Annotated in this window: 17 protein-coding genes; 3 read left to right on the top strand and 14 right to left on the bottom strand. The window is 54.1% G+C overall.

Going from position 1 to position 20,672, the window contains the following annotated elements; genetic code table 11:
* Positions 1–19 precede the first annotated feature (19 nt).
* From ffh to KM934_RS00585, 7 genes are all read right to left on the bottom strand, one after another.
* Complete coding sequence (gene ffh, locus KM934_RS00615) at positions 20–1,375, bottom strand: signal recognition particle protein (RefSeq protein WP_215758630.1); 1,356 nt, start codon at positions 1,373–1,375, stop codon at positions 20–22.
* A gap of 775 nt (positions 1,376–2,150) precedes the next feature.
* Positions 2,151–4,166, bottom strand: a complete 2,016-nt coding sequence (locus KM934_RS00610; RefSeq protein WP_215758629.1) for a CotH kinase family protein — start codon at positions 4,164–4,166, stop codon at positions 2,151–2,153.
* A gap of 83 nt (positions 4,167–4,249) precedes the next feature.
* Positions 4,250–5,026 carry a prephenate dehydrogenase gene (locus tag KM934_RS00605; protein WP_215758627.1) on the bottom strand — a complete coding sequence of 259 codons (777 nt, stop codon included), beginning with the start codon at positions 5,024–5,026 and terminating at the stop codon, positions 4,250–4,252.
* Positions 5,027–5,038: 12 nt separating this feature from the next.
* Complete coding sequence (locus KM934_RS00600; RefSeq protein ID WP_215758658.1) at positions 5,039–6,103, bottom strand: bifunctional 3-deoxy-7-phosphoheptulonate synthase/chorismate mutase type II; 1,065 nt, start codon at positions 6,101–6,103, stop codon at positions 5,039–5,041.
* Positions 6,104–6,172: 69 nt separating this feature from the next.
* Positions 6,173–7,339 carry a pyridoxal phosphate-dependent aminotransferase gene (locus KM934_RS00595; protein WP_215758625.1) on the bottom strand — a complete coding sequence of 389 codons (1,167 nt, stop codon included), beginning with the start codon at positions 7,337–7,339 and terminating at the stop codon, positions 6,173–6,175.
* A complete protein-coding gene (locus tag KM934_RS00590; protein WP_215758624.1) occupies positions 7,336–8,181 on the bottom strand; it encodes a prephenate dehydratase in 846 nt (281 codons plus the stop codon). The genes KM934_RS00595 and KM934_RS00590 overlap by 4 nt, the downstream gene beginning before the upstream one ends.
* 972 nt (positions 8,182–9,153) lie before the next feature.
* Positions 9,154–10,953, bottom strand: coding sequence for a leucine-rich repeat protein (locus KM934_RS00585; RefSeq protein WP_215758622.1), 1,800 nt, complete (start codon positions 10,951–10,953; stop codon positions 9,154–9,156).
* A gap of 291 nt (positions 10,954–11,244) precedes the next feature.
* Between KM934_RS00585 and KM934_RS00580 the strand changes: the two genes are divergently transcribed.
* Positions 11,245–12,039, top strand: coding sequence for a hypothetical protein (locus KM934_RS00580; RefSeq protein ID WP_215758620.1), 795 nt, complete (start codon positions 11,245–11,247; stop codon positions 12,037–12,039).
* Positions 12,040–12,072: 33 nt separating this feature from the next.
* Here KM934_RS00580 and KM934_RS00575 read toward each other — a convergent pair whose 3' ends face one another.
* The 7 genes from KM934_RS00575 to fldA form a co-directional block, all read right to left on the bottom strand.
* Positions 12,073–13,998 carry a heavy metal translocating P-type ATPase gene (locus KM934_RS00575; protein ID WP_215758618.1) on the bottom strand — a complete coding sequence of 642 codons (1,926 nt, stop codon included), beginning with the start codon at positions 13,996–13,998 and terminating at the stop codon, positions 12,073–12,075.
* Between the two features lie 6 nt (positions 13,999–14,004).
* On the bottom strand, positions 14,005–14,217 hold the full coding sequence (locus KM934_RS00570; RefSeq protein ID WP_215758617.1) for a heavy-metal-associated domain-containing protein: 213 nt from the start codon (positions 14,215–14,217) through the stop codon (positions 14,005–14,007).
* 379 nt (positions 14,218–14,596) lie between these two features.
* Positions 14,597–15,166, bottom strand: a complete 570-nt coding sequence (locus tag KM934_RS00565; protein WP_215758614.1) for an AraC family transcriptional regulator — start codon at positions 15,164–15,166, stop codon at positions 14,597–14,599.
* A gap of 61 nt (positions 15,167–15,227) precedes the next feature.
* On the bottom strand, positions 15,228–16,325 hold the full coding sequence (locus tag KM934_RS00560) for a UDP-N-acetyl glucosamine 2-epimerase (protein WP_215758613.1): 1,098 nt from the start codon (positions 16,323–16,325) through the stop codon (positions 15,228–15,230).
* A gap of 31 nt (positions 16,326–16,356) precedes the next feature.
* Entirely contained in the window at positions 16,357–17,301 is a 945-nt protein-coding gene (locus KM934_RS00555; protein ID WP_215758611.1) for a M48 family metallopeptidase, read from the bottom strand.
* A gap of 221 nt (positions 17,302–17,522) precedes the next feature.
* Entirely contained in the window at positions 17,523–17,882 is a 360-nt protein-coding gene (locus KM934_RS00550; protein WP_215758610.1) for a DUF2023 family protein, read from the bottom strand.
* A gap of 56 nt (positions 17,883–17,938) precedes the next feature.
* Positions 17,939–18,427, bottom strand: a complete 489-nt coding sequence (gene fldA / locus KM934_RS00545; protein WP_215758609.1) for a flavodoxin FldA — start codon at positions 18,425–18,427, stop codon at positions 17,939–17,941.
* Positions 18,428–18,616: 189 nt separating this feature from the next.
* Between fldA and KM934_RS00540 the strand changes: the two genes are divergently transcribed.
* Positions 18,617–19,300, top strand: coding sequence for an FKBP-type peptidyl-prolyl cis-trans isomerase (locus tag KM934_RS00540; protein ID WP_215758607.1), 684 nt, complete (start codon positions 18,617–18,619; stop codon positions 19,298–19,300).
* A 21-nt stretch (positions 19,301–19,321) separates the two neighbouring features.
* Positions 19,322–20,440 carry a chorismate synthase gene (gene aroC, locus KM934_RS00535; protein ID WP_215758605.1) on the top strand — a complete coding sequence of 373 codons (1,119 nt, stop codon included), beginning with the start codon at positions 19,322–19,324 and terminating at the stop codon, positions 20,438–20,440.
* Positions 20,441–20,672: the final 232 nt, after the last annotated feature.

Here is a 20,672-nt window from a genome sequence, read left to right as displayed (position 1 = left end):
CAACTCCGAAATGCGTGTTTTACAGTTTCGGCATGCGTGGCATAGCGCCCTTCATGTCTTTCATTCGCGCCATCATTGACATGGCTTGGTTTCCCGTAACCATCTTCATCATCTTGCGCGTTTGGTCGAACTGCTTCACCAGTCGGTTCACTTCTTGTATGCTGGTGCCCGATCCCTTTGCGATACGCATCTTGCGGCTTTGGTTGAGCACCTCGGGATGCGTACGCTCCTGCGGTGTCATGCTTCTGATGATGGCCTCAATGCCGTTGAACGCATTGTCGTCGATATCGACATCCTTGATGGCCTTACCCACACCGGGAATCATAGAAGCCAGTTCTTTCAGGTTGCCCATCTTCTTGATTTGCTCTATTTGCTTGAGGAAATCGTCGAAATCGAATTTGTTCTTCTGAATCTTCTTTTGCAGGCGCTTGGCCTCTTCCTCATCGAACTGTTCCTGAGCGCGTTCCACCAATGAGACAACGTCACCCATACCGAGGATACGATCGGCCATACGCTCTGGGTGGAACACGTCGATTGCCTCCATCTTCTCGCCCGTTCCGATGAACTTGATGGGCTTTGTCACCACCGTTCTGATTGACAGGGCAGCACCGCCACGGGTGTCACCGTCGAGCTTTGTGAGCACCACTCCGTCGAAGTCGAGTCGGTCGTTGAACTCCTTGGCGGTGTTCACAGCGTCCTGACCGGTCATGGAGTCGACCACGAAGAGCGTCTCGTCGGGATGAATGGCATCCTTCAGCGATGCGATCTCGCGCATCATCGACTCATCGACAGCCAATCGACCTGCGGTATCCACGATCACAACGTCGTGGCCTTTGGCCTTTGCCTCTTGGATGGCATGGAGCGCTATCTCGTTGACATTCTTGTTTTCGTCCTCAGCGTACACCGGGACGCCGACCTGTGCTCCCACCACCTTCAGCTGCTCGATGGCAGCCGGGCGATAGACGTCGCACGCCACCAACATAGGGTTTTTGTGCTGCTTGGTCTTGAGCATATTGGCCAGCTTACCGCTGAACGTGGTCTTACCCGAACCTTGCAGTCCGGACATCAAGATAATGGAAGGTTTTCCCGACAGATGCAACTCGGTGGCTTCACCACCCATCAGCTTGGCCAGTTCATCGTGCACGATCTTAACCATGAGTTGCCCCGGCTTCACAGCCGTCAACACGTTCATACCCAGTGCCTTTGTCTTCACCGTGTCGGTGAAGTTCTTGGCCACTTTATAGTTGACGTCGGCGTCCAAAAGAGCGCGGCGAACATCCTTGAGGGTTTCCGCCACGTTGATCTCGGTGATCTTGCCTTCACCTTTCAGTATCTTGAAAGAGCGTTCCAGGCGTTCACTTAAGTTCTCAAACATTTCTTATCTATTACTTCTTAACTTGATTTTCTTTATTTCAAAAGACATTCCTACGGCTACACACGCACCGTATCTTGTTGCTTTTCGAATCATCGCCTGCTTTTCCACGAATTGCCAGCGTTGTGCAAACCATTTGTTTTACCAGCCTTTCCGCGACCTTCATCGTCCCCACCTTTTGCAAAAACGGAGCCTACGGGCGCCATGAGAACTATCTCTCAAAAGGCCAAATGCAAGCTATCTTCTGCAAAGATACATAATAAATGGTTGCGACGAAAATAAAAAAGCAAGTTTTTTAAGCCAAATTCGCCATTTGGCCCAAAAAGACAGGAGATGCCGGAAGCTACTTTCCCATCCTACTCATCCAAGCGTTCCTTTCGTGCTTTTGCCTCCGTCCGAGTTTCCACACAGCCCACTACGACTTCTATTGAACCCAAATCGGCATTAGACCGAAATGGGTGAGTTATTATGATTTTATGGTTTCTTTCCAACTCTTGTCAGCGTTTCTTTCGGCATCTTGCTTCCGGTTGCGTTTCGCCATAGCCCGCTATGGCTTCAACGCACCCGTTGCAATCTGCTCGAAACAAACGCAAACAAGAATTGAAATCTAATGACCGATTTAGGTTGAAAATGGCTTGAAACAGCCATAAGCCGTTCCAAGCCATCCTCTTGATATGATGCGATCTATTGAAGAATCTGACGCTTTTGGCCGAAAGGCGCAAAGCTATCAGTGGAAAATCCCGGCGCTTTCGCGCGAAGCCTCTGTTAGCGAGTGTTATTACTTGCTAAACTTAGCACTGCGACGATGCCCACCGACGGTCCAGCTCACGACATACACGCCAGAGGGCAGTGAGTTCACGTCCATTTTCTCTGAAGCCATGAACGAGCCCACCTTGCGTCCCGTAGCGTCGTAGACGTTAACTGTGAACCTCAGAGCGTCAGGCGTTTCACTACCGAAGTGCAGATAGCCCATGTCGCGATTGTAGGCCAGCGCATACTCATCGGGCTCCACGGCACCTATTCCCGTCACCTCAGGCGACAGCTTGTCGCCTTTCTTGAAGTACCACAGGCGGTTCTTGCTGGTACCATTGCGCGAGTCGTTTGTGTAGCTCAGGATGTTTGTGTACGCGTTAGAGCTTCCGCCAGACAAGTTGGCGATATGATTCGTGTAAACATTGCGCAGGTTATAATATCCTTCCGTGCCTTGCGGCATGATGTCCCACAGCTGGCGCGTGTCGGTGGTGTCCACCTCAGCCAGTCCCAGTTGGGTTCCCACGTTTGCCGTGGGCGAAGGATCGTTGAGCGCCTTGTTCAATGAGCGGTTGACCAATGAGAAATACTTGCCCACGGGCCGTATGATCCACTCCTCCGCCAAACGGTCGCTTTGGTTGAAATAGCTATAAATCTGATCTGGCGCTCCTCCCTCTATGGCCATGGAATTGCCCGCATTGAGCACCCTATAGTAATAGTTCTCTGCCACGAACGGTGGCGTGGCGTCCGATGGCGTGTCGGGCGTTACGGGCCCATTGGGTTGCTTGGCGGCAAACGCCGAGGAAAGGAATTCGGTGTGATCGCTTACAAACTGCTTGAGGTCGTTCACATATTCCTTGTAACTCGAATACAACACGATCTCATGGTACATACGCGTGTCGATGCCCCACTTGCGGTAGTTCAGCTTTTGCGAGGCGTCGAGCAGCGCGGCCACACTGTCGATCTTCTGATGTAAGAAATCTACCAGTCCATCGCTAAGCGCCTTTTGGTAACGGCGATAGACAAGGCGCGCAAACCAAGGGTCGGTCCACATACGCTGCACCCACACCTTCGAGCCATTGTAAGCCACGTTCACCATCAGCTGTCGTGTGGTGTTACTCCCTCCACGATCGGTTCGGTAATCGTTGTTGTAGGCAATATCGTAGTCCCACAGAGGTCCCCAATACAGCAGCGGATCGTTCTGATCCTTGTAGAAATACGTGCTGTAGAAGCCGTCGACATTGGCCGACACCTCCGTGGCAATGTACCAGTTGGCGAGCGACGTGGAGTCCACAAACCTGCGATAACCTTTATACTCATCGGTGTAATCGCCCGAAATCAAGGCCCACTCAAACTGATTCACATAATCATTGATCCACGCCGTCTGCTTGGCCACAATCTCATCGTCGTCGGGGCGATGGATTCTGATGGGCACCCCATAGTAAGAGGTTGCGAAGCAGTTGCCGTCTCTAAATCCGTCTACCTCCAACAGGTATCCTCCCGAGATGTCCGACGTCTCCGTAAGCGGGAAGTCTTGCTCCACCACATTCACACGATGGGGTCTCACATCCACCTGATCACTAATCTGATACGTGCCCAGGTAGACGCCATTGAGCTCAAGATCCACAAACTTGGCGGCTGGGTTGAACGCCATGCCAAGGAAATCACCCATATACGAAGTGATGGCGTTGCGCATCATGGTCTTATCTGCCGCGTTGGCCAGCAGCGTCCAGCTCTTGGCCTTGGCGTAACCTTTTCCCAAGAATTTCTGCTTCTCCTTGAATTTGATGCGATAAGGCTTCTTGCGCAGGCCCCACGTAGAGTTGCCTCGTCCGCGTATTTGCAGACTGTCGTATTGGGTCACTTGATCGTTCTCATCCACATACACCATCGTGGCATACATGTAAGTTTCTTTGCTCGACACGGCCTTGTTGCCTTCCGTATTGATATAGATGCAAGGCAGGTTGGTCTTACGCACATAAGTTTGTGCACATAAGGCCATTACCCAAAAAGTAAACAGCAGGGGGAGTAACAATCGTTTCATCACATAATCTTTATATTATATACGAAAAGAGGAGGGAATTTCCGCAGTTCCCACCTTTTTTTTATTCATAAAAATGCATAAAATCACTCGAACACATTCTTTCGAATGCGCGTCAAGTAAGCCTTCATGCCATCGGCGTCTTTGTTGTCGATGATGGCCAGCAGTTCCTTCAACTCCGTGCGTATCTGCGCCACCTGATCGTGGGTGTAGGGGTTGAAGAGCACCTCCTGCAGGAGATAGTCGTCCTCCGAGAGCACCCCACGCGCAATGTTCATGTGGCGTTTGAAGGTCGTTCCGGGCGCATCCTGATGCTTCATGACCGCCGAGAACACAAAGGTCGACACGAAGGGTATGCTCAGAGAGTAGGCCACCGTCTTGTCGTGCTCCTCGAAGGTGTACTCATAGATGTTGAGCCCCAACTTCTGATACAGGTCCTTGAAGAATATGCGGCCCATGTAGTCGCCTTCCTTGATGATGATTGCATTCTCTTCCGACAGTTGGTTGAGGTTGGCGAAAGTGGGTCCGAACATGGGATGCGTCGACACATAGGGATGCCCCGTCTTCTCATAGAAGGCTTTCAGGTCGGTCTTCACCGATGCGATGTCGGAGATGATGCAATGCTCGGGCAGGTAAGGCAACACCTCCTCGAAGGCCGACAAGGTGTACTTCACGGTCACGGCGTTGATGAGCAGCTCCGGCTCGAATGCCTTCACCTCGTCGAGCGAGGTAAACCGCTGGCAGTTATAGGTGAATCGCAATCGCTTGGCGTTGCGCTCGTAGACCGCCACCTCATGGTCGAAACTGAGCAGATCTATGAAGAACGAGCCCATCTTGCCCGCTCCCATGATAAGTATTTTCATTACGATGCTTGTTTATTGGTTGATGATTTCTATCTGTTGGCGCACGCTCTCCTGGTGGATGAGCTCAAAGATGTGGGCTGCACACTCGGGGTCGACGCCACACACGCTGGCCTGGGCGCCACGTTTCTCCAGAATCTCATTGTAGCGATTGCTCTGGAACACGGTCATGTTGTGCTCCTTCTTATACTGTCCGATCTCGCGGCACACACGCATACGCTTCGACAGCACCTCCATCATCTGGTTGTCGAGCTCGTCGATCTGTCGGCGCAACTGCTGTATACCCTCGGTGGTTACCTTCTCATCGCGGATGACAAGGAGGCTCAGAATATAGTCGAGCACATCGGGCGTCACCTGCTGCTTGGCGTCGCTCCACGCCTCATCGGGGTTGCAGTGGCTCTCCACGAGCAGTCCGTCGAAGCCCAGGTCCATGGCCTGCTGGCACAGGGGTGCGATGAGCTCGCGTCGACCGCCTATGTGGCTGGGGTCGCAAATGATAGGCAGGTTGGGTATGCGGCGATGGAGCTCCATGGGAATTTGCCACATCGGCAGGTTGCGGTAAATCTTCTTGTCGAAGCTCGAGAAGCCTCGGTGAATGGCTGCCATGCGCTTGATGCCGGCTTGGTTGATGCGCTCCATGGCACCGATCCACAGTTCCAGGTCGGGGTTGACAGGGTTCTTTACAAACACCGGCACATCCACGCCGCGCAGGGCGTCGGCCAGGTCTTGCATGGCAAAGGGGTTGGCCGATGTGCGCGCACCAACCCAAAGCACGTCGATGCCATACTTCAGGCAGAGCTCCACATGTTCGGGCTTGGCCACCTCTGTGGCGGTGAACATGCCTGTCTCCTCCTTCACGGCCTTCATCCAGGGCAGTGCCTTCTCGCCGTTGCCCTCGAAGCCTCCGGGCTTGGTGCGGGGCTTCCACACTCCGGCGCGGAACATGTGGCATCCTTTCTCACTCAACTGGCGGGCGGTGGTCATCACCTGCTCCTCGGTCTCGGCGCTGCAGGGACCTGCTATGACAAATGGGCGTTCGTTATCGCTCGGCAAGTGCAACGGCTCGAGCTCTAATTCCAAGTTATTATCCATAATGATTTGTTGTGTTATGCGGGTTGTTGTTATGTTAATGATGGGTGGGACGTGGCCTTACCATTGCAGCGCTTCCACGCGGTGAAGGGCCTCTTGCATCTTCTCGTCCTTGGCGCAGAGCGATATGCGGATGTATCTCCGACCATTGTTTCCGAAGATAAATCCTGGCGTGATAAACACTTTCGCCTCGTGCAGCACGCGTTCGGTGAGTTGCTCCACATCGGCATACTTGTCGGGAATGCGTCCCCAAAGGAACATGCCCACCTGCTCGGGGTCGAAGGTGCAGCCCAACCGTTGCATGATTTGCTCGGCCACCACACGGCGTCGACGGTAGTTGTCGATGTTGTTCACCCTATGCCACTCGGCGGTGTTGGTGTTGTAGGCCTCGGCTGCGGCCAACTGTATGCCTCGGAAGGTGCCGTTCTCTATGTTGCTCTGTATCTTGAACATCCACTGAATATACTCCTTGTTGCTTACCATCATGGCCACTCGCCATCCGGGCATGTTGTGGCTCTTCGACATGGAGTTGAGCTCAATGCAGCAATCCTTGGCTCCCGGCACCTGCATGATGCTCATGGGGTGCTCGTTGAGGATGAGCGAATAGGGGTTGTCGTTCACCACCACGATGTCGTGCCGGCGCGCAAAATCCACCAGTCGCTCCAGGGTCTCACGGCGTGCGTTGCCTCCGGTGGGCATGTTGGGATAGTTGGCCCACATCACCTTGACCTTGCTCAGGTCCATACGCTCCAGCTCTTCAAAGTCGGGCTGCCAGCCGTTGTCCTCCCTGAGGTTATAGTTCACGATCTTGGTGCCAAACAGTTTGTTGATGGCCGTATAGGTGGGGTATCCTGGGTCGGGCACGAGTACCTCGTCGCCGGGGTTGCAAAAGGCGAGGGTTACATACATAATGCCCTCCTTCGAACCGATGATGGGCTGCAGCTCGGTGGCGGGGTCCACCTCTACGCCATAGGTGCGTTGGTAGAATCCGGCCATGGCCTTTCGCAGCTCGGGCAGTCCGGCTGTGGGCTGGTAGCCGTGGGCGTCGGGGCGACGGGCTGCCTCACACAACTTCTCGACCGTTTGTTCCGATGGCGGCATGTCAGGACTGCCGATGGCCAGGGAGATGATGTCCTGGCCTTCCGCGTTGAGACGGGCCACCTCCTTCAACTTTCTACTGAAGTAGTACTCTTGTACGGTGTTTACTCTCTCTGCTGGTTTAATCATATCTGTTGGTTTTTTGCTTCTTGGTATTCGCCTATAATCTTGATGTCCTTGGTCAGCGGGGTGATGGCGTCGATCGATTGGCGGTAACGAACGAGGTCCTCAAAGGTGACGTCGACGTAGAACATATATTCCCACTCGTGGCCGATGACCGGCAGGCTCTGTATCTTCGTGAGGTTGATGTCGTAGAAGCTGAGTATGGTGAGCACCTTCGACAGCGATCCCTCGGCGTGGGGCAGCGAGAAGACGATGCTGGCCTTGTTCGACAGGCTCAGCGGGCGCAGGAAGTCGGCCTTGCGTGTGTCGCTCACCACGAGGAAGCGCGTAAAGTTGTGCTTGTTGTCCTCTATGTGGTCTTCGAGCACCTTCAGGCCATACAACCGGGCTGCGTCGGCGTGGCAGATGGCCGCCCACCCGTGGAAGTTGTGCTTGGCTATATACTCGGCACTGCCTGCGGTGTCGTCGGCCTCCACGGCCTTCAGCGTGGGATGGTTGGCGAGAAAAGCCCGGCACTGCATCAGGGCCACGGGGTGCGAGTGCACCTCCTGCAGCGTTGCCCAGTCGTCGTCGGGCAGACAGCAGATGCTATGCTGGATGTGGAGCTTATGCTCGCCCACAATGGTGGTGCCGCTGGCGCGCAGCAACTCGTAGTTGTGGAGGAGGCTGCCCGCAATGGTGTTTTCTATGGCCAGCATGCCGATGACCGTGGGGTCGCGCTTGATGTTCTCAAACACTTTCTCGAACGTGTCGCAGCAAATGAGCATGATCTGCTCGCCTTCGAAGTACTGGTGGGCGGCAATGTCGTGGAACGATCCCGGTACACCCTGTATGGCTATTCTCTTCATCTTTTCTTCGTTTGGAGGTGTCTACAAACAAAAATTCCCGCTTCACTACATGAAACGGGAATTGGATGTAAACCTCTTGTCGGTTTAATATCTTACTTAAGTTGAACTCTACACGCAACTTCCCGCTTCACATCGTAATGCAAAGTACCAATAATAGGCGTAAAAAGATGCGTATGACTTCATTGTATCTATCGTTTTTGTTGTTTACAATTGCAAAAGTATAGTTTTTGTTTGACACTTACAAACATTTTCTAAGAAAAATTCGATTTATCCTTTCTATATTTCACCTTTCCGCTCCTTTGCCCCACCCTTCTACGCGTACCTTATCTAATAGGGAACTGGCACGTCATCTGCATTTGTCTCGCCTCCGCCAATAACTTCCTGGGCTACCCTTACGGGCACCTTCCACAGGGCCCATACGGGGTGAAAAGGGTGCGACGACACACGCTGCACGGCATGGCGCACGGTGCATTGGTGGACGTTGTCAGGAGTTTTGGTTAGAAAGTTGTGCCGGGTTTTTGCGTAAACCAGCGAGCGAAATCGCCGTTTTTACGAGATTTTTGTTGCGAAAGTGAAGGAAGCGCACGCGGTTTGGCGTCTTTCGAGTTGCGATACATGCCAAAGCGTGATGCGATCGGCCATGTTTCGAGTCTCGGTTAGCCATGTTTCGCACTGCGGTTAGGCATGTTTCGCAGCGTAAAGGGCGGGATGTTGATCGCCCAAAAGGCCCTTCTCGTTGTAACTCGTTGGATATTAGAATATTATAAAAATCTTCTAAGAATCGCATATTTGCGCCAAATATTTCTGCGATGGAAAACAAATGTGTAGATTTCAATATAGTTTGTTGCGTATTTTACGCACCCAATCATTCTGCCACACGTTATTGCCCACGCCCTTCTGTCTCATTACTGACGTTCCGGCACTGCCAATCGGCACCATCAGCCTGCACTGGCTGATGGTGCCTCGCCTGTCTTATTGTGCGTTTGGGGCTTGCCAGAACCATGCGTCGTCGTGGGTAACCACACCTCCTACGGGGAACGATTGGCCCTTGGGCTGAATGGTGACATAGGTGTGGGTGCCATCCTCAGTGTTGGCTCCCGATTCCAAGTAACACGAGAGGTAATAGAGGTTCTTCGCCATGTAGTTGTCGAGGTAGTCTTCCTTGGTTTGCTTCACCTCATGGTTCCAATTGGCATCCTCGTTAAGCACCAGTGGCTTATCAGTGCGCAGACGCTCGCGCACCTCAGCAATACTGAGCAAATGGCCTTGCCCATCGCTCACAAAGGCGGCAAACGAGGGATCCATCCACAGCCACTTGCCAAGTTGCTGGCTCCACACCTCGCATATCACATGGCAGTCGGGATCGGTGTTGTAAGCTTTCGACTGGCAGGTCATGAAGCGCGCGGGATGGCCCAGGGCCATGTAAAGTTCCGACAACACAATGGCCATGCCACGGCAGTTGAGCCCGCGATTCTGCTGTTTGCAGGCATCATAGAGTTCGATGGCGCTACGCTTTACATTGGGAATGCCACTGCTTCCGTCGTGGCGAATCTGGTCGTGGAGCCAGTTCATGACGTTCTTCAACTGGCTCACCTCATCGCCCTTGCCCGCAATGCTGTCGAGGTTGAAGTAATGGCGTATGCGCATCAGTCGCTCGTCGGAAGCCGGCGCGTACGTGAAACGCTTGCCACTCGCCTCCTTGCCGGTTTCGTAGGCTGGCGCCTGGCGGAGGATATAGAGGTAGTCGGTCAGTTGGCGCACACGCTCGACATACTGGGCAAAACGGGCGGTATGGCGCACATTGTCGAGATCGGGGTCGCGCATGATGTGGGCGTATCCCTGGCTCATGGGACCCAACGCATACGAGAGGTCGAGGAACCGAAGGGCCGAGGCGGTGTCGCTCTTCAGCGAATAGAGGCAGGCCAAGTTATAGGCTACGCCTGCAAATCCAAAGCCATCGACCACTTCCTTGGACTGTTGCCTATCGCGCTCAAACACACGCGCCACCGAGTCGGCCATGGCTACGCCACCTTCTGGTAGCGAACGACCCACAAACAGGTTGCCACGCTGGTAACCCACATAGCCCTCCACGGCTATCTGGCTGAGTTGCGAGCACTCTTCCACTTGCTGGAAATGGGTGTCGAGAATCATGCCCTTGAACGACACTTGGCTCAACTGCGGACAGTTCTTGGCCAACAGGGGGCCGCCGGTGCGGACCACCGTACTGCCAAATGTTACGCGCTGCAACTTGGGGAGGTTCAGAAATGGGGTACCGTCGATGTGCCACACGCGTCCCTTGAACGTTACCGACTCCAGGGAGGGCAGGTCACGAAACAGCGTATAGGGCACATAGAAAACGTTGTGAAAGGTGATACGCTTGAGCGAGGTGCAACCTTCGAAACTGTTATAACCTATACTGAAAAGGCTATCGGGCAACGCCAGGTCGGTGAGCACATCGCAATGTGCCAGCAAACTGTCGGGCAGATTGCGGTAATCAACCTGAAGGCGCGCCTTCGAGAGGTCGAGACTTCTCAGGGTTCCGGGCTTGCCATCCTTGGCTTTCGTACTGGCCATCAGGCGAATCGCCTCAAAATCGTTGGCGTCGAGAGTGCCTTCCACCGTAAGCCTACTGATGCGTTTCAGGTGGTTGGCAGATAAACTTTGCAACAAGGTGCCGGGCTGTTTCACCACTACTTTTTTGGAAGCGGCATGAGCGGTCAACACGGCGAACAGGAGCAATAGGGTCAAGAGGCTCCACTGGGATTGTTTCATTACATTGGGGGCAACGCCACGGGGATGGTTAATGATCTGGACAAGCCGACGGTCGACCATCGGCCTTCGTTTTTCCACGTCCACGCAAAGGGCCTTCTCGGGCGTTGCGTTAGTATTGGGCCCACACGTGAACGTTCATAAACCTATACGTTATCATCGCGCTTTTGTGACAAACAACATTTATTGGAAGCCTTATTTTAAGGCTCTTTAACCAAAACAATAATAAAAATCCATAAGCAAGTGCGTCCTACGCCAAGACCTTTGTATATTTGCAGACAAAGAAGTAACCGCATGAAAAGAATCGCATCACTTGTCATGGTTTCCTGCATGGCCTCGGCCTTGATGGCGCAGACCGAGTTCTCGTCGTTTAAGACGCCATCGGCCATGAAGCCCATTGGAACTGCCTACCAACTGCAACCGCAGTCGATGCAGCCCCAACTGATGACGTCGCCCTCAACAAGCCTCGCCACCGCCGTGGGCGTGCCTGCCGCCACAAAGCGCAAGGCCGACCCCAAGCCTGCTGCTGAGGTGGAGGAAAACGACAGCACGGTGTGGTATCCCACGCCCTACTCCACCTATTACAATAATGCCCCCCTGCACGAGGGGCTCAACGTGAGCCTCGACCTCAGCGCCTTTGCCACCTTTGGCAAACACGCCCACGGAGGCGGCTTCGGCCAGCGGTTGGCCGCCTCATGGTTGCAACCGCTGGGTAAGCGAGGATGGGTAGCCGGTGGCGGTTACATCAACCACATCAACTGGAACGGCGACAGCTACACCAGCGGTGGACTGACGGCCGAGTTGGGCTATCAGTTCAACGACCATTGGGCGGCTTATGTCTACGGACAAAAGTCGCTGGTAAACCAAGGAGCCACATACATGGGCTACTCGCCCTATCATCGGGGACTCTACGGATGGGGCTGTTTGCCTTATCTAAACAATGAGATGGGCGATAAGCTGGGCGCCGCCGTGCGTTGGACGCCCAACAAAACCTTCTCGCTGGAAATATCGGTCGAGAAGAATTGGTATCCCAAAGGCTCCAATGGCTATTGGGACCAATACAATTACCCGACACCACACAACAACTAATGCGTCGCAGCCGCAGGGATGGCCAACCGTCAGTTATCGGTTGGCCACAAAGCGAAGACGCAGCGAATTGAGCACCACGCTGACACTTGAGAAGGCCATGAGCGCAGCGCCCCACATGGGTGTGAGCCGAATGGGGGGCTCGGCATAGAAGAGCCAGAGCACACCAGCGGCCAAGGGTATGTTGACGAGGTTATACACGAAGGCCCAAAAGAGGTTTTGCCATATCATGCTTACCGTCTTGCCACTCAGGCGCATGGCGTAAGGAAGGGCGCGAAGGTCGTCGGTCATGAGCGTCACTTGGGCCACATCCATGGCCACATCGGTGCCATCGGCCATGGCTATCGACACATCGGCCAACGCCAAGGCTTGCGCATCGTTGATGCCATCGCCTATCATCGCCACTCGTTTCCCTTCGGCTTGCAACCGCCTCACAAGGTCTTCCTTGTCCTGGGGCGTGCAGCCAGCCTTGTAATGGGCTACGCCAAGCTTGTCGGCCCAGTAGCGGGCGGCATCCTCACGGTCGCCACTCATCATCCAAACATCCACACCATGGCCTTGCAACGTTTGCATGGCCTCAAGGGCATGGGGTTTCAACGTTTCACGAACATCATACGGCAACGAGTCGGCCTGGGTGAAATCCACCTGCTGGTTGGCCTTGGTCAGCGTGCCGGTCTTATCGGTTACCACCACGTCGACCTTGCGCAAGCGCTCCAAGGCGGTGGCATCCTTGATCAGCACGTGGTGTTCGGCGGCCTTGCCCATGCCCACCATGAGGGCTGTGGGGGTGGCCAGGCCCATGGCACACGGACAGGCCACCACCAAAACGGTAACGGCACACACAAGGGCTTGGGGCAACACGGCCCATCCGCCCACAACCATCCACACCACAAACGTTAGCAGCGACAAGGTGGCCACCACGGGAACAAACACGCGGGCGGCCTTGTCGACGATGCGCTGCACGGGTGCCTTGGAACTCTCGGCGGCCTCCACCATGCTGATGATGCGCGCCAAGGCAGTATGCTCGCCCACCTGTCGGGCCCTCATGCGCAACTTTCCTTGCAAGGGAATGGTGCCGGCCAGCACGCGCGAGCCGCTACGTTTCTCCACAGGCAGCGGCTCGCCGGTTATCATGCTCTCATCGACGTAGGCGGCATCGGCCGTCATAAAGCTCTCGGCCGCAACCACTTCGCCATCGACGGGCACTCGCTCGCCTGGACGCACCTCCAACACATCGCCCACCTCAATGGTGGCCACGGGCACATCTTCGACCGTGGGCGCGTTGCCTGCCTCATCGTAACTAACCACGTGGGCGGTCTTGGGCGACAGGCCCATCAACTTGCGGATGCTCATGGCCGTGCCATCCTTGGCTTTCTCCTCCAACAAGCGGCCTGTGAGCACAAAGGTGATGATCATGCCACACGAGTCGAAATAGGTTTGGGAGGGGTCGCCCCAAAAGGTGTTGTAGGCCGAAAAGAGAAAGGCCACAAGGGTGGAAAGCGCCACAAGCACATCCATATTGGCCATGGCGTGGCGCAGTTCGCGAACGGCATTCGTGTAGAACGCACGCCCGCAAAACCACAGGTTGGCAAGCGCTATGAGCAACGACAACTGGTTGGAGACGGTCGGGCCGCCCACGTCTACCAAGCGCATGCCAACACACATGCCTGCCAACGACAGCAACCACGAGAGCATGGCGCGACGCAAAAGCAACACATACTCACGGCGACGGATGGCGTCGGCCGAACGGTCTTGCTCGATCACAAGGTCGAAACCAATGTCGTTGAGGGCTTGTTTCATAGCCTCCAACGTAACTTGGGCGGGATCGTAGTCGACGAGGGCGCTCCGCCCTACGAGGTTGACCGACGCGTTCGTCACGCCTTTCAGCGAGTTGAGCTTACGCTCCACGCTGCCCGCACAAGCGGCGCACGCCATGCCCACAACGGGAAGAGTCTGTTTCATGGCACGTCAAAGGGTCAGTTCATATCGGCCACAGGTGTCCACAGCGTCCTTGATCTGCTGAGGGCTCAGCCGGGTTGGGTCGTACTCCACAGCGACCGATGCCTCGGCAAGGTTGCCTTCGGCGCTCACCACGCCATCGAGGGCACGAATGGCTTCTTCCACACGGGCCTTACAGTGAACACATTTCATGCCGCTAACGGCAAAATTCTTCTTTTCCATAACTTTTATATTGTTTGAATGATAATAACAATGATAGGAATTGCCCCCACAAGCACTGGGATATTTTTTCTTCCCAAACGCCAAGGAGGGCCTCACCAATGCAAAGGTACACACTTCGCAAAGAATAATATTATGGAATAATGGACAAATGTTACAAGATTATTAAGGGCCAAGCAAGAGCGCATCCGAGGGTGAACGTTGGAACATCAGGGGGAGTAAGAACCAGGAAATGGGCAAGTTGGCGCCTCAAGAACGGAAGATTCCTGGAATCATAAGCATGCATAGGAACCATGAACCGTGGTACTGGCCATGGCGATAGAGGAAAAACGGCTACCGGGATGGCTGCGTTCGAGAACGAACACATGCCAAATGGTAGCGCCTAAATCTGGTCGAGGGCCTTCCGGTCCTTGCGCTGGAGTTTCTTATAAGCGGTGGGCGTAAGGCCCGTAACCATCTTAAACTGACTGGAGAGATAGGCCACGCTCGAATAATGAAGCCGATAGGCTATCTCGGTGAGCGTTAGCTCGTTGTAGGAAAGGAGTTCCTTGACACACTCTATACGTTGCTCAATGTAGTAACGTTCGATGGTCATGGAGGTGGCTTCGGAGAAGAGTTTGGATAGCGAAGAGTACTCCATGTGGAGCGCTTGCTGCAGATAATCGGAGAGGTTGAGCGCCGACGGGGTGTCGGGATAGCGCACAAGGCGTATCACGGCGGCCTTCACCTGCTCTACAAGCTGCAGCCGACGGTCGGCAAGGAGTTCGAAACCAAGCGAATGTAGGGTATCGGACAAGCGGGAACGGGCCTCATCGCTCACTTCGCCCTCAACTTTAGCCACGCCCAACTCCACCTCAACAGGACGCAAACCGTTGTCGCATAGCGCCTTTTCGACGCTCATACGACAACGGTCGCAAACCATGTTCTTAATATAAAATGTGGTGAATGTCATAGGGTAACATAGTGAAATCCACTGAATCAAACAATGGATTGCATGGCTTTCTGTTGGCCTCTTACTCGTGTTCCATCAATATCTGAACAATGCGCTCAGCCGAACGACCATCCCAACGGTCGGGAATGCCGGCCTCTTTCCATTGGCCTGAAACCATGCGGGTCACCTCGCTGGCCAACCGCTCGGCGTCTTCGCCCACCAGGACGTTGGTTCCCACCTTCACGGTCTCAATGTGCTCAGTGTAACTATTGAGGGTGATGCAAGGCACCTGGTAGAACGTTGCCTCCTCGGCCACATTGCCCGAGTCGGTGATAATGCCTGCGGCGCGGCGCAACATGTTCTCGAATGCCAAGTAAGGAACGGGGTCGATGAGGTGGAACGAGTGGTTGCCGCCAAGGGCAGAGAGGCATTCGCTAACAGCCTCGCGTGCCAAACCGTGCAGCGGAGCGTAGACTGGCACATCGCCTGCATGGGCCACAATGGCCTCGAGCAGTGAGCGCAACTTCGGACGGTCGGCAATGAGCAACTTGCGATTGAGCGTGAAAACAAAGTAGCGCTCGGGCAAATCGATGGGCAACGAAGCCTGACTGGGCTGACCGCGGTGGGTGGCAAAGAAGCGCAGATTATCGATCAGCACATTGCCTACCATGTAAACCTTCGACAGTTCGGCACCCTCGCGATTGGCAATGGAGTTGTTGCTAATGCCCGCCGTGAACAGGATGTCGCTCAGGCCGTCGATGACCAAACGGTTGATCTCCTTGGGCATGCTGATGTCGAAGCTACGGGTGCCAGCGGCAATATGGGCCAACCGAACGCCCTGCTTCTTCGCAACGATGGCTGTGGCCATAGTGGAAGCCAGATCGTCGACCACAATCACCGTGTCGGTGGGATGGGTCTGGAGATACTGTTCAAACTTCGACATGACCTGACCCGTGAGCTCATTGAGGTTGGAACAGGTGACACCAAGATACTCATCGGGCTTGGCAATCTGAAGGTCGGCAAAGATCGATGGCTCCACCGTGGGGTCGTCGGCACTGCCAGTGTAAACCAAGCGATAATCGATGTTATGGCCTTGCGCCTTGGCGCTTGCAATGGCCCGGATAACTGGAGCCACCTTGATGAAATTGGGGCGTGCTCCACAAACGATGCAAATATTCATAATTTACAAGGATTAGGGGTGGGTGAGATGATTACTTGCGACGGGTCGAAGATGATTTCTTGGCAGTTGACTTGCGCTTTGATGTGGTTTTCTTCGATCTGGTCTTAGTGGTTGTCTTCTTGGTGACGGGCTTAATGGCCTGGTTGCCTGCCGCTACAGCAGCGTCGTAATACTTCTTGGCCTCGGGCATGTGCTGCTCCAGGGCTGCGATACGCTTCTCGTCAGAGGGGTGATCACTGAAGAAATCGGAACTGTTGCTGCCCGACGACATGCGCTTCCAGAAGGGTATGGCCTCCTCAGGATTGTAACCGGCCATAGCGGCGAAGATAAGTCCCATGTAGTCGGCCTCGGTCTCGTTGGAGCGACTGTACTTGAGGTTCATCAGAGGGAAGGCGTATTTGCCTGCCACCGATGCGCCTGCCTGGACTATTGTGCCCGCGGTGCCACCCATCATCTGACCAGCCGTGCCAACCACCTGGGTGAGAACGTTCTGGTTGCTCTGCTTGGTGAGCTGCTCAGCCGAGTGCTTTGCCACAGCGTGGGCTATCTCATGGCCCAGCACAATGGCCAGGGCCGTCTCGTTCTTGGTATAGGGAAGCAGGCCCTCGTAGACAACGATCTTACCACCAGGCAAGCACCATGCATTGGCCTCCTTGCTCTGAACGAGGTTGAACTCCCACTGGAAGCTGCTGGCATCGGAGGCGTATCCGTGGCTGTTCAGGTAAGAAGTGACGGCCTTCGAAAGGCGTTCGCCCACGCGCTGCACCATGGCCGAGTTGGCAACATCGGTGCTCTTTTGGGCCGTTGACATAAATTTGGTGTACTCCTGACTGCCGAGACTCAGCATCTGGGCATTGGAATAATTGGAAGACACTTGATGTTTGCGACCTGTGAGAGGCACGGTCTCTGTCGTGCCACAGGCTGAGACGAGCAACAAGCTCGCCACGCTCAACAAGAACAACTTGATTTTCTTCATTTTTATAACCTTTTCGTTGACTCATGCAAAGATACTATTATTTTCGCAAAAGGTGCTTCATCAACAATTACAAATTGTGGCTTCGAATAAAAAAACAGGCGAAAATAAAAGGCCCGCTTCACAGCGAGCCCTTCACTTGTTATACAAAAACATTACAAATTCTATTTATATAGCGAACAAGAATATCGTTTCATGTCGTTGGCTGACGAACCATCCAACATTCAACACCCATTGCAAGGGCATCCGTTGCACTTGCGCTGGCAATAGCGTTCACACTGACGGCGGATGTCGTAGCCCAAGAGAGCGCCAAGGATGAAGTCCTCCTCGGGCGACAATTCGTTGAGCGGGCGCGTCACCATCAGCCGGATGGCATCCATGCACTCACTGCTGCCAAAGAAAAGATTGACCGTTCCCCGACCAGCTGGTTGCACCACATACTGTATTTGTTGGCGCTGCAGGCGTTGCTCGGCAAACTCCAAGTAACGACGGTTAAAGGTGTAGAGCACCATTTGGCGAACTCCTTTTTGATACTCATAGATATGGTTCATGAGAACCTTCATTTCGATGGGCAGTGTGGTCATGGGTTTATGGGATCGATATCTACGACTGAACGACGAGGGGGGAATGGTTAATGGGATTAGAACCCAAGAGCGGGAAGCCAAGCGGAAATGCGCTCCGAAGTCTTGTCGTCTTCGTTGACATCATCGAGAGCCAACCCTACGAACTGGCCATCGACCACGGCATCGGAGTCGTCGAACGTGTAACCGTCGGTGGGAACGGCACCCACCACTGTAGCTCCAGCCGCCACGGCCGCATCGTACAGTTCCTTCATGCCTCCACAGAACGTGTCGGAATAACTGGCTGAGTCGCCACAACCAAAGAGGGCCACACGCTTACCCGACAGGTTGGCCGACTTCACGACATTAACGCCGTCGTACCAATCGTCCTGCAGCTCACCAGCGCCCCAAGTGGAGGTGCCCAGCACGATATTGTCGGCCTCAGCCAACTGGTTGGCCGTAAGGTCGGAAACGTTGATAACTTCGGCGCCCAACTGGTCGCCAAGGGTCTGTGCGATGCTCTCGCATGTTCCGGTTGTGGAACCGTAAACAACTATAGTCTTACTCATGATCGTTTTGTTTTTTATTTGAATGACGATTGCAAAGGTAGTGGGTTTCGGGCGTGATTGCAATACCTAAAAATTATGGTTTTGGCGCAATACTTAGAAATTGGTATGTTCTTTTGCGCCCCATCAAGGCTGAATTGGGGAAAAAAGTAGTACCTTTGCATCTATATATTAAATAAGGTATTAATGACAATGGACAACAAAACCAATCGGCTGATTAGCCTTGCTTACCAACTTTACGACACCACAGACGGCGAACACACACTCGTGGAGCAAACTGCTGATGGTCGCCCATTCACCTTCATCAGCGGCATGGGCATTGCGCTCGACGCCTTCGAAAAGCAGATGGAGAACCTTTCCACAGGCGACAACTTCGACTTTACGCTTGCTCCTGAGGATGCTTACGGTGCTTACGAGGACTGCCATGTCATCGATCTGGACAAGGAGATGTTTGTGATCGATGGTCGTTTCGACGCTGAACATGTTAGAAAGGGCGCCATCATCCCCTTGCAAAACGAGGATGGCAACCGTTTCAACGGCGTGGTGATGGAAGTGACAGCCGACAAGGTGAAAGTGGATCTGAACCATCCCCTGGCTGGACGCACACTGACCTTCAAGGGATCGATACTCGAAGCCCACGAAGCTACGAACGAAGAGATTCAGGCTTTCGTGGAGTCACTGCAAGGAAACGGCGACGGAGAAGGTTGCGGGCACTGCAACCACGAGGGCGGATGCCATAACCACGAGGGTGGATGCAACCATGAGGGCGGATGCCACAACCATGAGGGTGGATGCAAGAACCACGGACATGGCGACAAGTGCCACAACCATGAGCATGGTGGCGACGGACATTGCCACTGCCATCACAACGACTAACAAACCAAAGAAAGCTGCCCCATGAGGAATGTTTTTGGCAACATATTCACATTAACCACCTTTGGCGAGAGCCACGGCGAAGCGGTTGGCGGTGTGGTAGACGGCATGCCGGCTGGCATAGACTTGGACATGGACTTCATACAGCATGAGCTGGACAGAAGGAAACCAGGACAAAGCCGCATCACCACACAGCGCAACGAGGCCGACAGGGTGCAATTGCTCAGTGGCGTGTTTGAGGGGAAGACGACAGGTACACCCATCGGATTCGTGGTGAAGAACACCAACCAGCACTCGAACGACTACGACAACATGCGCCAGCTGTTCCGTCCCTCACATGCCGATTACACCTATTATAATAAATATGGTGTGCGCGACCATCGTGGTGGTGGCCGTTCGTCGGCCCGCGTTACCATCAGCCGTTGTGTGGGTGGAGCGCTCGCCAAACTGGCCTTGCGCCCTCTGGGAATCAGCATACAGGCTTACGTGTCGCAAGTGGGCAACATTGCCATCGACCGCGACTACCGACGCTACGACTTGGCGAAGGCGGAAGACAACATCGTTAGGTGTCCCGACCCAGCAAAAGCCAAGGAGATGGAGGAACTGATCATGAAGGTGAAAGCTGAGGGCGACACCATCGGGGGTGTGGTTACATGTGTCATCAAAGGCTGTCCGGTGGGACTGGGCGAGCCGGAATTTGACAAACTCCATGCCCAACTCGGGGCTGCCATGTTGGGTATCAATGCCGTGAAAGGTTTCGAATATGGCGACGGGTTCGACATTGTGGAGCATCGCGGATCGGAGGTGAACGACATCTTTCTGCCCGAAAGCCACCAACAGGACAGTGACACGAATGCCAAACAGTTGGAAAAACACGCTGCCAACACACCGACGAACCACAGCGGAGGCATTCAGGGCGGCATCAGCAATGGACAGGACATCTATTTCCGCGTGGCGTTTAAGCCCGTAGCCACCCTGCTGAGACCACAACCCACCATCGACCTCAACGGTAACGCCACCACCATCGACGCACGAGGACGACACGACCCATGCGTAACGCCAAGGGCGGTGCCCATCGTGGAGGACATGGCGGCCATGGTTATATTGGACAACTGGCTATTGAACAAGACGGTGAGGATGTAAAGATCCCACCCCATCGGGCTGCAAAGCGCACCACAAACGCTACGCAACCCACATAAAGCAACTTGGTATGGTTTGAGCTTTCATGAAGAATGTTCAAACCATACCAAGTTGTTTTTGATTCGTTACCCCTTATCGGATAACAGGCTTCCATTATCCCCAATCGGTCATTAGACCGAAATAGGAAAAATAGCAGAATGTTATTGTTTCTTTCCTACTCTTGCCAGCGTTTCTT

It is taken from the genome of Hallella faecis (assembly GCF_018789675.1).
In the GTDB taxonomy this organism is placed as follows: domain Bacteria; phylum Bacteroidota; class Bacteroidia; order Bacteroidales; family Bacteroidaceae; genus Prevotella; species Prevotella faecis.
Note: the sequence above shows the minus strand (reverse complement) of the source record. Positions and strands in the feature narration are given on the sequence as shown.

Coding starts and splice junctions, on each gene's coding strand:
- ffh (WP_215758630.1), bottom strand. CDS start 1,375: ATGTTTGAGAACTTAAGTGAACGCCTGGAACGCTCTTTCAAGATACTG.
- KM934_RS00610 (WP_215758629.1), bottom strand. CDS start 4,166: ATGAAACGATTGTTACTCCCCCTGCTGTTTACTTTTTGGGTAATGGCC.
- KM934_RS00605 (WP_215758627.1), bottom strand. CDS start 5,026: ATGAAAATACTTATCATGGGAGCGGGCAAGATGGGCTCGTTCTTCATA.
- KM934_RS00595 (WP_215758625.1), bottom strand. CDS start 7,339: ATGATTAAACCAGCAGAGAGAGTAAACACCGTACAAGAGTACTACTTC.
- KM934_RS00590 (WP_215758624.1), bottom strand. CDS start 8,181: ATGAAGAGAATAGCCATACAGGGTGTACCGGGATCGTTCCACGACATT.
- KM934_RS00585 (WP_215758622.1), bottom strand. CDS start 10,953: ATGAAACAATCCCAGTGGAGCCTCTTGACCCTATTGCTCCTGTTCGCC.
- KM934_RS00580 (WP_215758620.1), top strand. CDS start 11,245: ATGAAAAGAATCGCATCACTTGTCATGGTTTCCTGCATGGCCTCGGCC.
- KM934_RS00575 (WP_215758618.1), bottom strand. CDS start 13,998: ATGAAACAGACTCTTCCCGTTGTGGGCATGGCGTGCGCCGCTTGTGCG.
- KM934_RS00570 (WP_215758617.1), bottom strand. CDS start 14,217: ATGGAAAAGAAGAATTTTGCCGTTAGCGGCATGAAATGTGTTCACTGT.
- KM934_RS00565 (WP_215758614.1), bottom strand. CDS start 15,166: ATGACATTCACCACATTTTATATTAAGAACATGGTTTGCGACCGTTGT.
- KM934_RS00560 (WP_215758613.1), bottom strand. CDS start 16,325: ATGAATATTTGCATCGTTTGTGGAGCACGCCCCAATTTCATCAAGGTG.
- KM934_RS00555 (WP_215758611.1), bottom strand. CDS start 17,301: ATGAAGAAAATCAAGTTGTTCTTGTTGAGCGTGGCGAGCTTGTTGCTC.
- KM934_RS00550 (WP_215758610.1), bottom strand. CDS start 17,882: ATGACCACACTGCCCATCGAAATGAAGGTTCTCATGAACCATATCTAT.
- fldA (WP_215758609.1), bottom strand. CDS start 18,427: ATGAGTAAGACTATAGTTGTTTACGGTTCCACAACCGGAACATGCGAG.
- KM934_RS00540 (WP_215758607.1), top strand. CDS start 18,617: ATGGACAACAAAACCAATCGGCTGATTAGCCTTGCTTACCAACTTTAC.
- aroC (WP_215758605.1), top strand. CDS start 19,322: ATGAGGAATGTTTTTGGCAACATATTCACATTAACCACCTTTGGCGAG.